The following is a 17,263-nucleotide window of genomic DNA, read 5'->3' on the forward strand; positions in this document are numbered from 1 at the left end:
GCATCCTTGCCGGGTCAGGGGGTGTTGTTCGTGTCGGCGGCCTGGGCAGCGCCACGAATGATCTGCATGGTGGGCACTGCCGCAACCGCGGCCGGGCCGGCCAGCGGCACCTGGGACAGCTGGCTGAAGCGGTAGAGTTCTCGGTTGGCGGCGTCCACTTGAGCGCCTGCGTCCTGGCCGGACCAGTAACGCGCCAGCAACTGTTCGTCGGCGCTGCGCACTGCCAGGCGCAGGGTGCCGGCCTGGGCGGCCAGCATCAGGCGGCTGGCCAGGGCCTGGGGCACGGCCAAGCCCACGGTGCGGGTAACGGTGCCACCCATCATCTGCTGGTCACGGCGGGCCTTCTGCTCTTCGGCGGTCTGCGCCGGGCGACCGTCATTGGCCAGGCCCGTCTGCTGGTCGACGCTGAGCACACGCAGGGCCGGCAGCACCACCTGGGCGGAGGATTGCGGGTTGTTGGTCTCTTCGCGCAGGAACAGCAGCACATCGACATAGTCGCCGGGCCGCAGTTGCCCGGCTGCGCCCACCACATCGTCCACCGCCACCGCCACCGCGCGCTCGTGGCTGCGGATCATCCGCGCCAGCGGGCCGCCCGCCTGGAAGCTCGACTCGTCGAGCCAACTGCCGGCCTCCAGCGGCCGCGAACTGCTGCGCCCCAGCACCTGTTCAGGCTGCTGGAAAGCCCCGGCGGGCACTACCTGCAAGCGCTCGACCAGCAGGTCGTCAGCGGTCAACGGGGTATTGGCCGGCACCGCCCTGCGCAGCACCAGGATGGGGGTGCGTGGCGGTTCCGGGGGTTGTACGGGAGCCGGGGCAACGGCGGGGGCCGACGCCTCGGCGGGGGCGGCAGCGACAGGCGTTGGCGCGGTTTGCGCCGGGCGGCTGAGGCGCAGGCCCCAATAGCCGGCCAGCAAGGCAGCCAACAGAAACAGGCCAGCAAGGACCATGGTCAAGCGACTGCTCATTTCCGCACTCCCTGCGCCGGGGACCAATGCTGGCAAAAAGTAACTATTTCGCTATTGCAAGTTAGCGCAGCCCTGTCGAATCGCCATTTGTCCGGCTACGTTTTTTAAGCCATGAAATTGACGCATAAAGAAAACAGGAACTTAGCCTCGCTGATTAAAGCTAATACTTTAGAACTAATGCTTTGTTACATTTGCAGGCTGCCACGGCTTGGCAATCCTGTGATGGCAAAGGGGTGTCACATTTCAAGCCCCGTGACCGGCGCCGACCGTGCGCAAGGAGATCTGCCATGCTGCTCCACCTGATCATCCTCCACTGCAAGAACTTCCTTCAGCGCAAGGACGGCGCCTCCGGTATCGAATACGCGGTGATCGCGGCCATGGTCGCGGTCGTGCTGGCCGGGTTCGTCACCCCCATCTCGGGCGAGGTGAAAGCCATCATGACCACCATCCAGACCGCGATCACCCAGTAACCTAGCGCTGCGTGCATGCCGATTGATCCAGACCTTCGGGAGCCGACCATGCCGACCTCTTCCTTGCGTCAACAGATCCTGCTGGTCGATGACGAGGAGGAGGCCCTGCTGGAGCTGGCCGAACTGCTGGAAAACCAGGGTTTCTGCTGCCATACCGCCGTCTCGGTGAGGACGGCGCTGCAACTGCTCACCCGCCACCCGGATGTCGCCCTGGTGATCACCGACCTGCGCATGCCTGAAGAGAGCGGCATCGGCCTGATCAAGCGCCTGCGCGACCATACCGCCCGCCAGCACCTGCCCGTGATCGTCATGTCCGGGCACGCTGACATGGACGACTGCAGCGATCTGCTGCGCCTGCAGGTGCTGGACCTGTTCCGCAAGCCGATCTACCACGCGCGCCTGCTGGAGACGCTGGAGAACCTGTTTCCCAAGCCACTGCTGCATGCGGTGAACTAGCGGCGGGCCTGCGCGCGAGGTACATCCTGTCACGGCTACACAAGCGACAACCATTGGACAGCCCTGCAACAATGGCCGCCCCCTTGCCGGGAGCAATGCCATCGAGGACTGCCACCGCCAATGCCCGCCGAAGACCTACGTCAGCGCATCGAAACAGCCATTGCCAAACATGGCCTGCCCACTCGACGGATTGTCCGCGCCACGCGTGTCTATCGCGTACAGCACTGCGGCTTCAAAAACCCGATCTACTACAACCGCAACTCGGACAGCCGCTACGGCGACCCGCAGTTGGCCATAGGTGTCTGCTATGTGGCTTTGAGCGATATCGTTGCGGTGGCCGAAACGCTCCAGCATGGCCTGGCGGGCAGCGCCAGCCCGGTGCTGCGCAGCGAGATCGCGATGCTGGCCCTGCATGAGTTGAAGGCCACCCGTGAGCTTGTCGTGGTCGATGCTGGCGCACTGGCCCGCAATGCTGGCAGCCCCTTGCAGGCGATCGTGGCGTCGAAGGGCCAGGGCAGTGTTGGCTATCTATACACCCAACTGCTCAGCGGCGTGGTCATGCGCCATGCCGCGCAGGTGGACGGCATTCTCTACCCTTCGCAGATCTATCCCATCACCGCGAGTCTTGCTGGCTGCAACCTGGTGCTGTTCGAAGGGCGAGGCGACCAGCTGGCAGCCCTGCGCTGCCGGGCGTTGGATGATCTGCTATTGAGCACAGATGAAACCGTCGGCGAAGTGCTCTTGCGCACGCAGGTGGCCGTGCAATAACAAACCGGCCACAAGGCCGGTCTGCTATTTGCCCATGCTCAAGCGATTACCAAAGTCGCGAACGATGACCGCGAATGCACCGGGTTCATCAAGTAAGTGGTAGCGAGGGAGCTCGTTGGGCGCCTGACCTGGGTTGGAATAGTCCATGCTCCCGAGCAGGAAGCCGAGCAGCAGGTTCACCTGCGCTGTATCTCGTGGCTGGACGGCCACAGCCTTCACCAGTTCCGCCACCTGTGGGCATGCCGCGTTGTTGACGAACTGGAAAGCCGGATAGTGTTTGCGCGCCCCTTCGCTGTAAGCCAGGACCTGCCCTTGCAATACCCGCTTGTTCAAGGCCTGGCGGGTAATGCCAAGAATCGCGCAGACGGTCTTCGAATCGAGCAGTTCATAACCCTTGCTGATCTGCTCGAAAGCCAGTGCCTTACCTTTGGCATAGGCAATCTGGTTACGCACCTTCGGGCTGCGCGGCTGTTGCTCAGGGCGTGGCAAGATGGCCTGCAAGGCCTCGAAATAATCGTGCTCGACATCACGCTCGGCCAATGCCGCCAACTGGGGTTGGGACAACTGCGCCAGAAAATGCTCGAACCCTTCCAGCAGCGCATTTTTAGTCGCCTCGGATGCGGCATGGGATAGACGGGCGGGGCTGGCTTCGGCGACTTTCATGGCATGGCCTCATCAGTGATGGGTAGCAGTGCCGATCAGCCTATAGCGGCACCAACACACCGTCAACCTGTCAACCAGTCAACCCATCTCCTCGTCTCAGAGTGGATAGCTGAAACTGAAGCTCAACCTCGGTCGCCGGTTCAGACTGTCCAGCGCAATGTCTGACATCGGCTTGGCCACCTCGACGGCAATGTTGTAACCCTGCCCATCACCAAAGCGCATGCCGAGCGCAGCAGAGGACATATGCGCCGACTGCACCTCCAGCCTGTTGAACCAGGCCCGCGCAACATCCAGCACGGCATACGGCTGCAGCACTCGAAGCCAATCGCCCTCACCCCTGAAACTGTAATTGAGCTCGTATGCCAGCCCCCAGCCCTTGTCCCCGGAGGCCTGGTCACGGGGGTAACCACGCCCGAAATTCTGCCCGCCGAACACCACCCGCTCACTGTCGGGCAGGCTGTCATTGCTCCAGTAACCCGCCGCCGAGACCACGCCCTGCCAATGGTCGGTGAAGTTGTCACTCTGCAGCCCAGACAGGCGCAAGCGCAGAAAATCCAGGTCGTGGCCGGCGTTGCTGCGCGCACCGAAATGGTCCAGCCCCTGGTAAACCCCGCCACTCACAATGCGCAGGCGCCGAGCCTGTGCCTTGCGCCAATCGACCTCGAACGACAGCGCGCGGACATTGGTCTCGCTGTCCATCTGCCGGGGCGCGCCAAGCCACTGGTAGTCGGTACGGTCCTTGACCATGTAGATACGCCCCACCGCCTCCAGCCACTCGTTGGCAGAGACGATCAGCGGTTGGCTCAGGCCAACCGAATAGCGCTCACTGTCGCGCTGCTGGAGCAAGTCATCGCCATTGTCCAGGCGAATCCGCGTGCGCGGATCACTGCGATAGCGCGAGGCCGACAACAGCAACTGCGAGCCCTCAGCGTCGACGAACTGGGCGTAGTCCAGGCGATAGTAGTGCGCCTTGTCCTCACCCGGCGGCGTCAGCACGCTGGCGCTCAGTTGCTCGGCGAAACGGGTCTGGGCGTTGCTGCTGGCACCCAGCAGTGCCTGCAGGTCATCGCGGCTGCCGTCGTTGAGCTGGAGAGTGCCGGTGAACGGTTTGCGCAAGGCCCGGACAACCATCCGGGCGCGCCCGTCGGCAGTGCCCGGCGCCAGGACCTGCGCCTGGGCAGTGACACCGGGGATGCGGCCGATCAGGCCGGTATAGCGCTCCAGGCTGGCCTGGGTCAGTGGCCGCTCGCTCACCAGTTTGTCCAGCAACTGGGCCAGGTAGCCGCGCGCCGGGCCGATGTCGCCCTCGACCTGGTAATCGCCAATGTAGCCTTCCACCAGCACCACCCGCACTCGCCCCTCGCTGAAGTCCTGGGGCGGCAGGAAGGCGTACGAAAGCAGGTAGCCGTCCTGCTGATAGCGCTGGGTCAGTCGGTCAGTCAGCTCGACCAGTTCGCCCAGGCTGGCCTGCCGGCCGATCAACGGCTGGTAGTGCTCGCGCAAGTCGCTCAAGGGGTAGACGGTGCCGCCTTCGAAACGCACCTTGTGCACCTGCACCGGCGTGCTCATCGATAGCGCTGGCTGCTGCACCGCACGCGGCGCGGGCAATTGCAGCACAGGCGCAGCGGGGCGGTAGGCATCCACTGGCAGGTTCGGCGCGGGCAGCTGTGCTTCGATCTGGCTGCTGTCGAGGAAGCCCGGCAGCGGGGCAGCGCGGACCAGGCCGCCCCAGCACACCAGTAACATCACCAGCAGTGGACGCATGCGGACGCTCCCTGATCCCGAAGGTACGCGAGTGCCCGTTGCTCACCCCCGCCACAGCAAGCGTAGGTGCCGGGATTGCAATCAGCCACCAGGCCACGGCCCGCTGGATCACTCGCTGACCTGGAACTCCACCCGCGCGGTTTCGCCGCTCTCGTCCAGCGCACTGAGCTCGATGCGCCCGACCTGATCGAAACGCACCAGCAGGCTGTCCTGCCCACGGGTTTCGCCCAACGGCTGGCCATTCATGAACCACCAGCGCTGCCCGCCACCGCCCAGCGCCGATACCCGCACCTGCAGCGGCTCGCTGTTGGTGGCCGGGCGGCGCAGGTTGTCGCCCGGGCGCACACCGACGATCGACAGCGGGGGTGCGCTGGCCGCCACCTGCGGCGGGCAGCTCGGGTCCACGGCCGGCAGCCGCGCCGCACGCTGTTCGACTCGCGGCAGCCAAGGCTCCAGCGGCGCCGGCCACAGGGCTATGTCACGGGCCCTGGCGCCCGGGCAACCGGCATCGACGCGTAGCCCCTGCTCGTTGACCCATACCGTGTCGCGCAAGCCCAGGCCCAGCGGCTGGTCGGCGGCCTGCAAGGTGGGTGGCGTGGTGTTGTCGAGGGTCCAGGCGAAGCGCTGGCGGCGGCAGTTGGGGTCCTGGCGGTTCATCGGCTGGCCCAGCGGCCAGCAGATCGCGGCAACGCCCACCGAGTCCGGCACGGCCTCCACCGGCAGGCGGATGCCGCGCTGGGCATCACGGTTGCTCAGCAGGTCGTGTACCTGCAGCATCAGCGGCGCTGCCGAGGCCAGGCCGAACTGGCCCGGTACTGGCGTGCCGTCGGGGCGACCGATCCACACGCCGATCAGGTAGCGCGGGCCGACACCCACCGACCAGGCATCACGAAAGCCATAACTGGTGCCGGTTTTCCAGGCCAGTTGCGGGCGCTGCACCAGCTCGGCGTGGGGGTCGCGGTCGGGGCGTGCCAGGCCGCTGAGAATACGCCGGGTGATCCATGCCGAACCCGGTGACAGCAGGCGCTGCTCCAGCAGCGGGTCCTGCGGTTGCAGGCGAATCTTCGCGCTGCGCCCTTCACGGGCGAAGGCGGCGTAGCCGCCGACCAAGTCTTCCAACCGGCTACCGGCACCACCGAGGATCAACGACAGGTTCGGCTCGGCCAAGGGCGGCAACACCAAGGGCACGCCGCCCATGCGCATCTGCGCGGCGAAGCGTTTCGGCCCATAGGCTTCGAGCAACTGCACCGCCGGCAGGTTGAGCGACAGCGCCAGTGCCGAGCTGGCCGACACCGGGCCACTGAAGCCCATGGAGAAGTTGCCAGGGCGGTAATCGCCATAGCGCCGCGGCACATCCTGCAGCAGCGACTCGGAGTGAATCAGGCCATCGTCCATGGCCATGGCATAGAGGAAGGGTTTAAGGGTCGAGCCGGGCGAACGCAGGGCATGGATCATGTCGACATGCCCGAAGCGGCGCTCGTCGCCGATGTCGATCGAGCCAAGGTAGGCACGTACCGCCATGCTCTGCGTCTCCACCACCAGCAACGCCGCCGAGGTGCGCTCGGGCAGGCGCGCCCTCCAGCCCAGCAGCAGGTCTTCCAGGCGCCGCTGCAGGCTGGCGTCTAGGGTGGTGCGGATCAACGGCGGGCTGTTCGGCGTGTTCAGGCGCCGGGCCAGCAGCGGCGCCAGTGCCGGTTCCTGGCGCGGGGCCAGCAACAACGGCTCCTCACGCGCCTCGGCAATGCGCTGTGCCGGCCACACCTGGTACTCGGCCAGGCGCTGCAGCACCTTGTCGCGGGCACGCTGGGCGCGCTGCGGATGGCGGTCGGGGCGCAAGCGGCTCGGTGCCTGCGGCAATACCGCGAGCAACGCGGCCTCGGCCGGCGTCAGGTGTTTCGGTGATTTGCCCAGGTAAGCCCAACTGGCAGCCGCCACACCCTGCAAGGTGCCGCCGAACGGCGCGCGGTTGAGGTAGATCTGCAGGATTTCGCGTTTGGGCAGGTGCCACTCCAGCTGCGCCGTGCGCCACAGCTGGCGCAGCTTGCCCGGCAGGGTGCGGTCATGCGGGTCGAGCAGGCGCGCCACCTGCATCGACAGGGTGCTGCCGCCGGACACCACGCGCCCGCCGCGCAGGTTGAGCCAGGCGGCACGGGCCAAGGCCATGGGGTTGACCCCCGGATGGTGATAGAACCAACGGTCCTCGTAGCCGAGCAAGGCCTCCAGATAGAGCGGCGAAACCTCGTCCGGGCTGACCGGATAACGCCACACGCCATCGGCATCGGCGAAACGCCACAGCGGTGTACCATCTTCGGCCAGCACCACCCGCGCCAGGTCGTCGCCCGGCATCGGCAGCGGCCAGATGCGGTCGGCCAACCACAACAGGGCGATGGCCAATAACAGGCCAACGGCGCCGCGCCGCAAGGCTCTCATCAGGCGTGGGCGGGCTAAGCTTGGCATCGGGAACCGACCGGGCCGGGTGATGGCCAAAGGCTTGGAACCACCGATTCGTTCATCAGGAAGCAACTATGCATGTAGAAGGTTTTTTCGAGTGGCTGGGCCAGGTACTGGGGTCGGTGATCCGTTTCATCGTCGATGGCCTGAGCGGGTTGTTCAACCTGCTGGCCAATGCCGGCGGCAACTTCATCGATGGCCTGGCACGCACCCTGGGCATGGACACTTCGCTGGTCAGCATCCTGGCCCTGATTGTTGGCCTGATGCTGCTGTACTCGGCGGTGCGCGCGTTCATGCGGGCATCGATCATTCTCGGGATCATCTGGGCGTTGCTGGGGTTGTGGGTGTTGAGTTGGGTGGTGCATTGATTCACTGAGTGATCCCATAACGCCCCATCGCTGGCAAGCCAGCTCCCACAGGGTTGGCGCGAGCCTCGAAGACTGCGCCGAACCTGTGGGAGCTGGCTTGCCAGCGATGCGGCCGATACGGCCCTGCCAATCAGCGGGCGCGCACCACCATCTCGCCCTGGCTCTCGCCAACCGCCTGCACGTTCGGCCGGTACATCGACTCCACCTGCGGCGGCGGGATGCGGTAGCTGCCCGGGGTGACCGCACGCGCCAGGTACAGCAGGTGGGTGGTGCCGTAGCTGTCGAGCTTGAGCGCCGCCACGTAGCGATCGTCGCGGTACTCCTGGTGCACCACGCTGGCGTTCTGCATCGACTCGCGCCACTGCTTCACCGCGCTGCTGGCGTTGTCCAGGCTGGCGGCGCTCTGCGCCAGGTTCTGGTTTTCAAGCTCCAGCCCCGCCGGCAGCAGGTCGACCACCAGGGCATCCGGCACGTGGTCCCGGGCCTTGAGCGCCAGGTGCACCAGCACCAGGTCGCCACTGCGCAGGCTGCGTACATCCAGCGGTTGGCCATTCATGCCCAGGTACTCGCGGCGGATTTCCAGGCCATTGCCGCTGGCGGGCGGGGCCTGGCGCGGGTAGCCCGACAGCGTCAGCTGCTGGTACAGGGTGTCGCTGCCTTCGTTCTGCACTGTCAGTGGCGAGGCCAACAGCGGGCCTTCGAGCTTCATGCCCGAATCGCTGTTGCTGAACTCGCGAACCTCGCCGGCGCTGTCCAGGCGTGCCTTCCAGCTGCCCTCCGGCTTGCCCAGCAAGCCACGGCCGGCGAGGAACAGGGCGTTGCGCTCCTGGGTCGACAGCCAGCGGTTGGCCGCCAGCTCGTCAGACAGCGCGAACAAGCGCTGGTCGACCTGGTTACCGGCAAGGTTGTTCTCCTGCAACAGCGCGAGGATCAGCGCCTGGTCACGCAGCGCGCTGCCATAGTCGGCCATCCAGCCCTGGCTGCGGCTGACCGCCAGCCCCGCCTGCAATGCCTGCTGCGAACGCGGCTTGTCACCCATCTTGTCCAGCGCCACCGCCAGTTGCACCAGCGGCAGGCCGGAGCGGGCATCGCTGCGGCGGTCGAACAGGCTGCGCAAGGCACCCAGCGGCGCCTGCTGGCTGCGCGCCAGCACCAGCGCGGCATAGGCCTGCACGGCAAAACGGGTGTGTTCGGCGTTCTGGCTGTAGTTGACCTCGATCAGGTTGCGCTCCTGCACATAACGCAGCAGGCGCTCGCTGGCCTTTTTCAGGACTTCGGCCGGCACCCCGTAGCCTTGCTCGCGGGCGCGCAGCAGGAAGTCGGTGACATAGGCGGTCAGCCAGTACTCTTCCTCACTGTCCGAACTCCACAGGCCGAAGCTGCCGTTGTAGCGCTGCATGCCCAGCAGGTGCTCGATGCCCATCTCGATCTTGCGCTTGCGCACGTCAGCCGGCTCGCCTTTGATGCCCAGGCGCTTGAGGCTATCGGCATCGGCGTACAGCGAGGGGTACAGGCCACTGGTGGTCTGCTCCAGGCAGCCATAGGGGTAGGCTTCCAGGGCGCGGATCTGCTCGGCCAGGTTCAGCGGCGGGCGGCTCGACAAGGCCAGTGTGGCCTCCAGGCCCGCCGGCTCGAACTCGGCCAGGTCGCTGCCCGGCAGGCTCCACGGCTGGTCCTTGAGGGCAACGCGGTAGTGCTTGAGCATCGCCGGGTAGGCCGGGCGGATGCCCAGTGTCCATTCGCGTTCGAAGGCGTTGGCCGGCTCGCCCGGCAGTTGCAGGCCATTGACCTGCACCCGCACCTTGCCCTGGCCGAGGCCGCCCTGGGCCTGCACCGGGATCATCAAGGTGGTGCGCTGGCCTTCGCCGAGCGCGACGTTCTGCTGAGCCCCGCCCAGCAGGTTCAACTGGCCTTCGCCGATCACCTGCACGTTAAGTTGCTGGGCGCGGCCGGACAGGTTGGCCAGGTCCAGCGCCAGGCTGGTGCGGTCGCCACCGGCAAGGAAGCGCGGCGCCGACAGCTCGGCAATCAGCGGCGCGGCCACCACCGTCTTGCCTTCGGCCATGCCGAAGTGCTCTTCGGTCCAGGCCTGGGCCATCAGGCGCAGTTCGCCGTTGAAGTCGGGGATGTCGACCGTGGCCTGGCCTTCGCCTTTCTCATCCAGGGTCACCGGCAGGCTCTGCTGGGCAACGATGGTGACCGTGGTGTTGGGGCGCTTGCCACCCTTGGCCATGGCCGCGTCGCCACCGAACGCCAGGCTGGCCAGGCGGCCCTGGCCGGCTTCGATCAGCTGGCCGTAGATGTCCAGCTGGTCGGCGCCGTAGGCCTTGCGGCCGAACAGGCTGGCGAACGGGTCGGGGGTCTTGAAGTCGGTGATGTTGAGGATGCCCACGTCCACCGCGGACAACAGCACATGCACCTGCTTGGGCACGCTGCCGTCGGCGTTGACGGCCTTGAACTTCACGGTCAGCGGCTGTTTCGGGCGCATCTTCTCCGGTGCCTGCAGGCTCACCGCGAGCTTGCGCTCGGCGCGGTCCAGCGGCAGGTGCAACACGCCTACGGCGCGCTTGGGCGTGGCATTGGCCTTGCGCTCGCCCGGGCGAATCACCAGGGCACTGATGTACAAGTCATGGCGTGCCCACTTCTTGTCCAGCTCGACCTCGAAGGTCTTGCCTTCGGCCGGCACGTCGATTTCCTGCCACCACAACGGGCCGTCGGCGGACTCGATCATCAGGTAGCCGGAGCCTGCGGCCGGCGGGGTGACGGTGACCTTGGCGGTGGTACCTTCCTTGAAGGCCGGCTTGTCCAGGGCGATCTTCACCTGGTCGGGGCGCACCGCGCCGCCTTCGGCGTTGTCCTGGGCGCGGTAGCCCGCCCAGAAGCGCGCGCTCGACACCAGGCCGGTCTGCGGGTCTTCCACCTCGACGCGGTACGGGCCCCACTCCACCTGGAAGTTCAGCTTGGCGGTGGAGCCGGCCTTGACGCTGACGGTCTCTTCGTTCTGGGTGAGGAATTTTTCGTTGTAGTTGTAGCTCCAGCCGTCGCTCTGGGAGTAGTTCCAGTAGTAGTCGCGGCGCTCACGGATCAGGCGCACCTTGAGGTCGTTGGCGGCCAGCTTGTTGCCGTTCTGGTCGGCGACCAGGAACTCGAACTCCACCGGGCCGTCGCCGTCGGTCTCTTCACCGTCGAACAAGCCGCGCAGGCCCGGCAGGCGCTCGGCAGGCCAGATCGGCTGTTCCAGGCGGCGGGTGATCGGCCGGCCACCGGACTCCTGCAGGCTGGCCTGCACGGTCAGTTGCAGCGGCGAACGCGCTTCGCTCCAGCGGCTTTCGATATCGATACGGGCCTTGCCGGCCTGGTCGAGGGTGACTTCGTCCAGCTCCAGGTCCTGGTTCAGCTCGGTCTCGGTGACCGCACCGAACTGGTAGCCCGGCAGCGCCTTCACCGCTTCGCGCAGCGGGCGCACGTAGGCCTGGCCGCTGAGGCGGTTGCCGGCCGCCGGGGCGCCGTAGAGGTAACGGCCATTGACCTGGATGGTGGCGGTCTGCTCGGGCGACAGCGGTTTGCTGCTGCCCTTGAGCTCCAGTGCCAGGCGCTCGGGGAGGAAGTCCTCGACGAGGAATTCGTAAACCTGTTTGCGGCCACCGCCCAGGTCCAGCAGCAGTTGCCAGCGGCCGGTCGGTGCTTCCGTGGCCAGTTGCAGCTGGTACTGGAACAGGCCGTTCTGGTCGGCCTCCCAGACGAACTTGCGGCTCACCTGCTCATCCGGGCGACGCACTTCGACGCTGACCGGCTGGGCCTTGACCGGCTTGCCGTCCTGGTCGCGCAACAGGCCGTTGAGCAACACCGTTTCGCCTGGGCGATACAGGTCGCGCGGGCCGAAGATGAAGAACTGCAGCGGGTTGGCCTGAGGGCCGGTGATGTCGAATTCGGCCAGGTCCAGGGCCGCGGTGTTCAGGCGCAGCAGGGTGGTGTGCACGCCCTGGGTGGCGATCAGGGTGTCGGCCTTGGCGGTGATCGGCAGTTGCGCGTGGCCGTCGCCGTCGGTCTTGGCCTGCGCCAGCAGCTTGCCCTTGTCGTCGTGCAGTTCGAGGGTCACGTCCTTGAGTGCCTTGCCGCCTTCCAGGGCCTGGGTGAAGACGTCCAGGCGGTCGCGGTAGCGGTGGGCAGAAACGCCTATGTCGCTCAGGGTGAACAGGGTCGCCGGCTGCGAATAGTCGTAGGTGCCCGAGGCGCGCATCACGGCCAGGTACACCCCCGGCTCCTGCAACGGCTTGATCCCGGCGATCGGCAGCAGCACGGTCTCGCGGGTGTTGCGCGCAGGGTTGAGGTCGAAGCGGCCGCCGTAGACCAGCTCGGCCATGTCCAGGGTTTCCTTGGACTGGTAGTAGTACAGGCTGCTGTTGCGGCCCCAGTTGGCCAGGAAGGTCGAGAGCATCTCGGGTTTGACCCGGAAGAACTCGACATCGACCTTGGGCACGTTCAGGGCAATCACCGGCAGGCCTTCGGCCAGGCGGGTCGGCAACAGCGAGCCACGGCTGGCGAAGCCCACGGTGGGCTGCATGTCGCGGGTTTCGAAGCGGCTGACTGATTCGCTCTCGAGCGTATTGCCGTTGACCGCCAGCAGGCCCTTGTCGATGGTCAGGACCATCTTGCGCTGCGGTTCCAGGTGGCGCAGGCGCAGCTCCATCTGGTTGTCGGAGAGTTCCCAGGCGCCGTCGACCTTGCCCTTGACGGTGTCGACCAGGTGCAGCTTGGCGGCGAAGTCCTGGTTGGCGTCCAGCGGCGCGGACACGCTGACCGACAGAGTACTGGCACCGTCGAGCTGCACTTCCGAGACATCCAGCACGTTGAGCTCGCGGCCGGCGTAGCGCTTGGCGAGCACGGCCGGGTCTTCGCGCTTGGCCGCTGGTTGCTCGACGGCAGCGGCGGGTTTCTCGGCGGGCGCCGGTGGTTTCTCCGGTGTGGAGGAATCACAGGCACTGAGCAGGGCCAGCGCGCAGGCCAGCAACAATCCTTTGTTGAGCATTTTGAGGGTGAACTCTTTGGCAGCGTGTACGTGAGGGGGGCAACTATAGCGCAACGCGGTCAGGGTTACCCGACCGCGCGCGGCAAGTGAGACCCTGTTCGCGCCGATTGGTTGCCAGGCCGGTACAATGCCGGACCTTCATTCAAGGGGCCGCTGCGCGTCCATCGCTGGCAAGCCAGCTCCCACAGGTTATGCACCGATCCCTGTGGGAGCTGGCTTGCCAGCGATGGGCGCGAAGCGGCCCCAAGCACTCCCGGCCCACGCATGTCTGAACTGTCCACCGCCTGGCACCACCGCCCCACCCACCGCAAGGTCTGGGGCCTGGCCGCGCCGATGATCCTGTCCAACATCTCGGTGCCGCTGGTGGCGCTGGTCGACAGCACGGTGATCGGCCACCTGCCCCACGCCCATCAGCTGGGCGCGGTGGCCGTCGGCGCCACGCTGTTCACCTTCATGGTCGGCCTGATGGGCTTCCTGCGCATGGGTTCCACCGGCTTCGCCGCCCAGGCCGCCGGCCGTGCCGACGGCGCTGCGCTGCGCCAGGTGCTGGTGCAAGGGCTATTGCTGGCACTGGCGTTCGCCGTGCTGATCGGCCTGCTGGCCCTGCCCTTCAGCCAGTTGGCGCTCCAGGCGATACAGCCCAGCGCCGCCTTGCACGCGTCCACCGAAGCCTTCTTCCACACTCGCTTGTTCGGCCTGCCGGCAGCCCTGGCCAGCTACGCCCTGGTCGGCTGGTTCCTCGGCACCCAGAACGCCCGGGCACCGCTGGCGATCCTGCTGACCACCAACCTGCTCAACATCGCCCTGAACCTGTGGTTCGTGCTGGGCCTGGACTGGGGCGTGATCGGCTCGGCCCGGGCCTCGGTAATCGCCGAATGGAGCGGTGCGCTGCTGGGCCTGGCCCTCACCCGCCCGGCGCTGCGCGCCTACCCCGGGCACATTGCCTGGGCCGCGCTGCAACGCTGGCAGGCCTGGCGACCGCTTCTGGCGGTCAACCGCGATATCTTCCTGCGCAGCCTGGCACTGCAACTGGTGTTCCTGCTGCTGACCCTGCAGGGCGCGCGCCTGGGCGAGGCGACGGTGGCAGCCAATGCCCTGCTGCTCAACGGCCTTTTGCTCACCGCCTATGCGCTCGATGGCCTGGCCCACGCGGTGGAGGCCCTGTGCGGCCATGCCATTGGCGCGCGCGACCGCGACAGCCTGCGCCGTGCACTGGTGGTGGCCTGCGGCTGGTCGCTGATTGTCAGCCTGGGCTTTGCCGTGCTGTTCCTGCTGGGCGGGCATTTGTTCATCGACCTGCAAACCGATATCGCCAGCGTGCGTGAGGCGGCGTATCCGTACCTGCCGTATCTGGCGCTGCTGCCGTTGATCGCGGTGTGGAGTTACTTGCTCGATGGGTTGTTCATCGGCGCCACGCGGGCGCGGGAGATGCGCAATGCAATGCTGGTGTCAGTGCTGATCGCCCTGCCCTTTGCGCTGGGGTTGAGCGGGTTGGGCAACCATGGCTTATGGCTGGCCTTCTTGTTGTTCATGGCGCTGCGGGCGGTGACGCTGGGATGGGTGGGGTGGCGGATGCAGCAGAAGCGGCTTTGGATTCAGTGACGCCGGGGCCGCTTTGCGGCCCTTCGCGGGTGAACCCGCTCCCATAGGGCTGACTCGCAACCGTGGGAGCGGGTTTACCCGCGAAGGGCTACAAAGCAGCCCCAATAGACCTCAAGAAGACAGGTACGAAGACCGGGTCAGCCCCAGGCGCAAGGCATCCAGGAACTGGGTCCGCTCGCGGGCGCTGATCTTGGCGCTGGCCACCTTGTCGCGGTAGTGGGTCATCAACTCCTCCGGCGACAGGTGCACGTAGCGCAGCATGTCCTCGATGGTGTCGTGGGTCTCGATACCGGCGTGGTACACGCTGCCATCGGCATTCTGGTAGATGTTCACCGAGTCGGTGTCACCGAACAGGTTGTGCATGTCGCCCAGGATTTCCTGGTAGGCCCCCACCAGGAACACGCCCAGCAGGTAGTCCTCGCCCTCCTTGACCGCATGCACCGGCATGCTGGTCTCGATGCTCTGCTCGTCGACGTACTGGTTGATCTTGCCGTCGGAGTCGCAGGTCAGGTCCTGCAGTACCGCGCGGCGCAGCGGCTCTTCGTCCAGGCGGTGCAGCGGGATGATCGGCAGCACCTGGCCGATGGCCCAGGTGTCCGGCAGGCTCTGGAACACCGAGAAGTTGCAGATGTACTTGTCGGCCAGCTTGTCGTTCAGCTCGTCGAGCACCTGGCGGTGCGAGCGCTGGCGGGCCTTGAGCGAGTTGTGCAGGCGGCGGCACACGGCGAAGTAGCATTGCTCGGCCAGGGCTTTCTCGGCCAGGGTCAGCTTGCCGTCAGCGTACTGCGCAGCCACGTCACCCATGTAGTGGGTGGCGCGCCAGTAGGTCTCGGTGACCATCTCGATGTCGGTCGGGCCCAGCAGGTCGGCCAGCCACTGCACGGTCTCGGGCAGGCTTTCCTTGTTCTCGATGCGCGGCACTTCGTCGTTGTGGCTCTCGACGTCGGTCACCTGGATCACCAGCATGGCGTGGTGCGCGGTCAGCGAACGGCCGCTCTCGGAGAAGATATGCGGGTGCGGCAGGCCCTGCGCGTCGCAGAACTCCTTGAGCATCCCGACCACCACGCCGGCATAGTCGTCCATGTCGTAGTTGATCGAGCTGGCGTTGCGCGAGTGGGTGCCGTCATAGTCGACGCCCAGGCCACCGCCGACGTCGATGTGATCGACCGGCAGGCCCAGGGCGCGCAGTTCGCCGTAGTAGCGGATCGCTTCCTTGAAGCCGTGCTGGTAGTCGGCCAGGTTGGCGATCTGCGAGCCCATGTGGAAGTGCAGCAGGCGGATGCCCTGGTCCAGCTTGGCGTCACGGAAGCGCTGCACCACCGAAATCAACTGGGCGGCGGACAGGCCGAACTTGGACTTCTCGCCACCGGTGTCGGCCCACTTGCTCGACGCCAGCGACGACAGGCGCACGCGCAGGCCGACCTGCGGTTTCACCTTGAGCTCGGCGGCCTCTTCGATCACCAGGGCGACCTCGGATTCCTTCTCGATCACGATAAACACGTTGTGGCCGAGCTTCTGGCCCATCAGTGCCAGGCGAATGAACTCGCGGTCCTTGTAGCCATTGCAGACGATGGTGCCGCCTTTCGGGGCCAGCGCCAGCACCGCCAGCAGCTCGGGCTTGGAGCCGGCTTCCAGGCCGATGGAGACGTTCTGCGTGGCGATGATGTTCTCGACCACCGCCTCCTGCTGGTTGACCTTGATCGGGTACAGCGCGGTGTACTGGCTCTGGTATTCCAGGCGCGCGATGTTGGCGTCGAACGCGCCGGTCAGCTGGCGCACGCGGTCTTGCAGGATGTCCGGGAAGCGCACCAGCAGCGGCAGCGACAGGCCGCTCTGGCGCAGTTCATCGACTTGTTCGTACAGGTCGATCGGGGCGCTGCCCGGGCCGTTGGGGCGCACTTCGACGCGCCCGGCTTCATTGATGGCGAAATAACCCGCGCCCCAATGGCGGATGCCGTAAACACTGCGGCTGTCCGCCACGGTCCATTGGCTACCATCGTCTTTGCGTGTGCGTCGTACGGACATTCAAGTCCCCTATGGATAAGTCGAAGACACTGCCCCGCAAGGGGCGGGCGCAGTGTAGAAGCTGAAAATGACGATTCGTCCGTGCCCGCAGGTAGACCGCGCGCACAGAACCGAGTTTAGAAAGCCTTGGGCAAAATTCCCGTGACGGCCTCAGCCGCCGGACTTTTTCGCCTTGAAACCCTGTTTGATCAGTTCGCCGAGCAACAGCTCGACGTGGTCGCCCTGGATTTCGATGACCCCGTCCTTGAGCGCGCCGCCGGTGCCACAGCGGCGCTTGAGGGCGGTGGCGAGCTCCTTGAGCTGGTCCAGGGGCAGCGGCACACCGCTGATCGTGGTCACGGTCTTGCCGCCGCGGCCTTTGCTTTCGCGGCGCACGCGGGCGATGCCGTCGCCTTCGGGGATGACCTGCTGGCTGCAGATGCAGGCGTCCACCGGTTTGCCACAGTCAGGGCAGTGCCGACCGGCATCGGTGGAGTAAACGAGACCGCCAAGGGCGGCGAAGGAAGAAGCTTTCTTGGTCACTTTTGTGCCTCTGTGCTGAGGACAAAAACTGGCCGACGGGAGCCGACCGCGAAGCCCCACTCTGGCAGGGGCGGCGCTACTGCCGCAAGGTTGTGCGGCAGCCCGAAAAGGGCGCGCAGTGTAACGATAAATCCGGCGCTTGCTAAGTACAGGATTGCGCCAATTTACGAATGTTTTGCG

Annotated in this window: 12 protein-coding genes; 5 read left to right on the top strand and 7 right to left on the bottom strand. The window is 66.1% G+C overall.

Annotated features, from left to right (window positions below; genetic code table 11):
* Nucleotides 1-14: 14 nt before the first annotated feature.
* Complete coding sequence (gene cpaB, locus ACQ4N9_RS21775) at nt 15-965, bottom strand: Flp pilus assembly protein CpaB (RefSeq protein WP_390966035.1); 951 nt, start codon at nt 963-965, stop codon at nt 15-17.
* 287 nt (nt 966-1,252) lie between these two features.
* On the opposite strand from cpaB, the gene ACQ4N9_RS21780 reads away from it, so the two are divergent.
* The 3 genes from ACQ4N9_RS21780 to ACQ4N9_RS21790 all read left to right on the top strand — a co-directional run bounded on the left by ACQ4N9_RS21780 (nt 1,253) and on the right by ACQ4N9_RS21790 (nt 2,659).
* A complete protein-coding gene (locus ACQ4N9_RS21780; RefSeq protein WP_110992923.1) occupies nt 1,253-1,435 on the top strand; it encodes a Flp family type IVb pilin in 183 nt (60 codons plus the stop codon).
* A 48-nt stretch (nt 1,436-1,483) separates the two neighbouring features.
* Nucleotides 1,484-1,891 carry a response regulator gene (locus ACQ4N9_RS21785; RefSeq protein ID WP_390966033.1) on the top strand — a complete coding sequence of 136 codons (408 nt, stop codon included), beginning with the start codon at nt 1,484-1,486 and terminating at the stop codon, nt 1,889-1,891.
* 120 nt (nt 1,892-2,011) lie between these two features.
* Nucleotides 2,012-2,659 (top strand): RES family NAD+ phosphorylase, encoded by a 648-nt coding sequence (locus tag ACQ4N9_RS21790; RefSeq protein WP_390966031.1) that lies wholly within the window; start codon nt 2,012-2,014, stop codon nt 2,657-2,659.
* A gap of 24 nt (nt 2,660-2,683) precedes the next feature.
* Here ACQ4N9_RS21790 and ACQ4N9_RS21795 read toward each other — a convergent pair whose 3' ends face one another.
* From ACQ4N9_RS21795 to pbpC, 3 genes are all read right to left on the bottom strand, one after another.
* Nucleotides 2,684-3,322, bottom strand: a complete 639-nt coding sequence (locus tag ACQ4N9_RS21795) for a hypothetical protein (protein WP_390966029.1) — start codon at nt 3,320-3,322, stop codon at nt 2,684-2,686.
* A gap of 96 nt (nt 3,323-3,418) precedes the next feature.
* Complete coding sequence (locus tag ACQ4N9_RS21800) at nt 3,419-5,086, bottom strand: ShlB/FhaC/HecB family hemolysin secretion/activation protein (protein ID WP_390966027.1); 1,668 nt, start codon at nt 5,084-5,086, stop codon at nt 3,419-3,421.
* A 108-nt stretch (nt 5,087-5,194) separates the two neighbouring features.
* Nucleotides 5,195-7,543: a peptidoglycan glycosyltransferase PbpC gene (gene pbpC / locus ACQ4N9_RS21805; RefSeq protein WP_390966025.1), complete on the bottom strand. Its 2,349-nt coding sequence runs from the start codon at nt 7,541-7,543 to the stop codon at nt 5,195-5,197.
* Between the two features lie 68 nt (nt 7,544-7,611).
* Here pbpC and ACQ4N9_RS21810 point away from each other — a divergent pair, with 68 nt between their 5' ends.
* Complete coding sequence (locus tag ACQ4N9_RS21810; RefSeq protein WP_110735938.1) at nt 7,612-7,905, top strand: hypothetical protein; 294 nt, start codon at nt 7,612-7,614, stop codon at nt 7,903-7,905.
* Between the two features lie 130 nt (nt 7,906-8,035).
* Here ACQ4N9_RS21810 and ACQ4N9_RS21815 read toward each other — a convergent pair whose 3' ends face one another.
* On the bottom strand, nt 8,036-12,934 hold the full coding sequence (locus ACQ4N9_RS21815) for an alpha-2-macroglobulin family protein (protein ID WP_390966023.1): 4,899 nt from the start codon (nt 12,932-12,934) through the stop codon (nt 8,036-8,038).
* Nucleotides 12,935-13,198: 264 nt separating this feature from the next.
* On the opposite strand from ACQ4N9_RS21815, the gene ACQ4N9_RS21820 reads away from it, so the two are divergent.
* Nucleotides 13,199-14,536: an MATE family efflux transporter gene (locus ACQ4N9_RS21820; protein WP_390966021.1), complete on the top strand. Its 1,338-nt coding sequence runs from the start codon at nt 13,199-13,201 to the stop codon at nt 14,534-14,536.
* 111 nt (nt 14,537-14,647) lie between these two features.
* Here ACQ4N9_RS21820 and speA read toward each other — a convergent pair whose 3' ends face one another.
* Nucleotides 14,648-16,561 (bottom strand): arginine decarboxylase, encoded by a 1,914-nt coding sequence (gene speA, locus ACQ4N9_RS21825; RefSeq protein ID WP_125465687.1) that lies wholly within the window; start codon nt 16,559-16,561, stop codon nt 14,648-14,650.
* Between the two features lie 150 nt (nt 16,562-16,711).
* A complete protein-coding gene (locus ACQ4N9_RS21830) occupies nt 16,712-17,083 on the bottom strand; it encodes a translation initiation factor Sui1 (RefSeq protein ID WP_125465688.1) in 372 nt (123 codons plus the stop codon).
* Nucleotides 17,084-17,263 lie beyond the last annotated feature (180 nt).

This window comes from Pseudomonas sp. ES1, assembly GCF_050586605.1.
In the GTDB taxonomy this organism is placed as follows: domain Bacteria; phylum Pseudomonadota; class Gammaproteobacteria; order Pseudomonadales; family Pseudomonadaceae; genus Aquipseudomonas; species Aquipseudomonas sichuanensis.

Bases quoted from the DNA above. Each gene is read 5' to 3' on its own strand.
- cpaB (WP_390966035.1), bottom strand. From the start codon at position 965: ATGAGCAGTCGCTTGACCATGGTCCTTGCTGGCCTGTTTCTGTTGGCT.
- ACQ4N9_RS21790 (WP_390966031.1), top strand. From the start codon at position 2,012: ATGCCCGCCGAAGACCTACGTCAGCGCATCGAAACAGCCATTGCCAAA.
- ACQ4N9_RS21785 (WP_390966033.1), top strand. From the start codon at position 1,484: ATGCCGACCTCTTCCTTGCGTCAACAGATCCTGCTGGTCGATGACGAG.
- ACQ4N9_RS21810 (WP_110735938.1), top strand. From the start codon at position 7,612: ATGCATGTAGAAGGTTTTTTCGAGTGGCTGGGCCAGGTACTGGGGTCG.
- ACQ4N9_RS21795 (WP_390966029.1), bottom strand. From the start codon at position 3,322: ATGAAAGTCGCCGAAGCCAGCCCCGCCCGTCTATCCCATGCCGCATCC.
- ACQ4N9_RS21820 (WP_390966021.1), top strand. From the start codon at position 13,199: ATGTCTGAACTGTCCACCGCCTGGCACCACCGCCCCACCCACCGCAAG.
- ACQ4N9_RS21800 (WP_390966027.1), bottom strand. From the start codon at position 5,086: ATGCGTCCACTGCTGGTGATGTTACTGGTGTGCTGGGGCGGCCTGGTC.
- ACQ4N9_RS21780 (WP_110992923.1), top strand. From the start codon at position 1,253: ATGCTGCTCCACCTGATCATCCTCCACTGCAAGAACTTCCTTCAGCGC.
- pbpC (WP_390966025.1), bottom strand. From the start codon at position 7,543: ATGCCAAGCTTAGCCCGCCCACGCCTGATGAGAGCCTTGCGGCGCGGC.
- ACQ4N9_RS21815 (WP_390966023.1), bottom strand. From the start codon at position 12,934: ATGCTCAACAAAGGATTGTTGCTGGCCTGCGCGCTGGCCCTGCTCAGT.
- speA (WP_125465687.1), bottom strand. From the start codon at position 16,561: ATGTCCGTACGACGCACACGCAAAGACGATGGTAGCCAATGGACCGTG.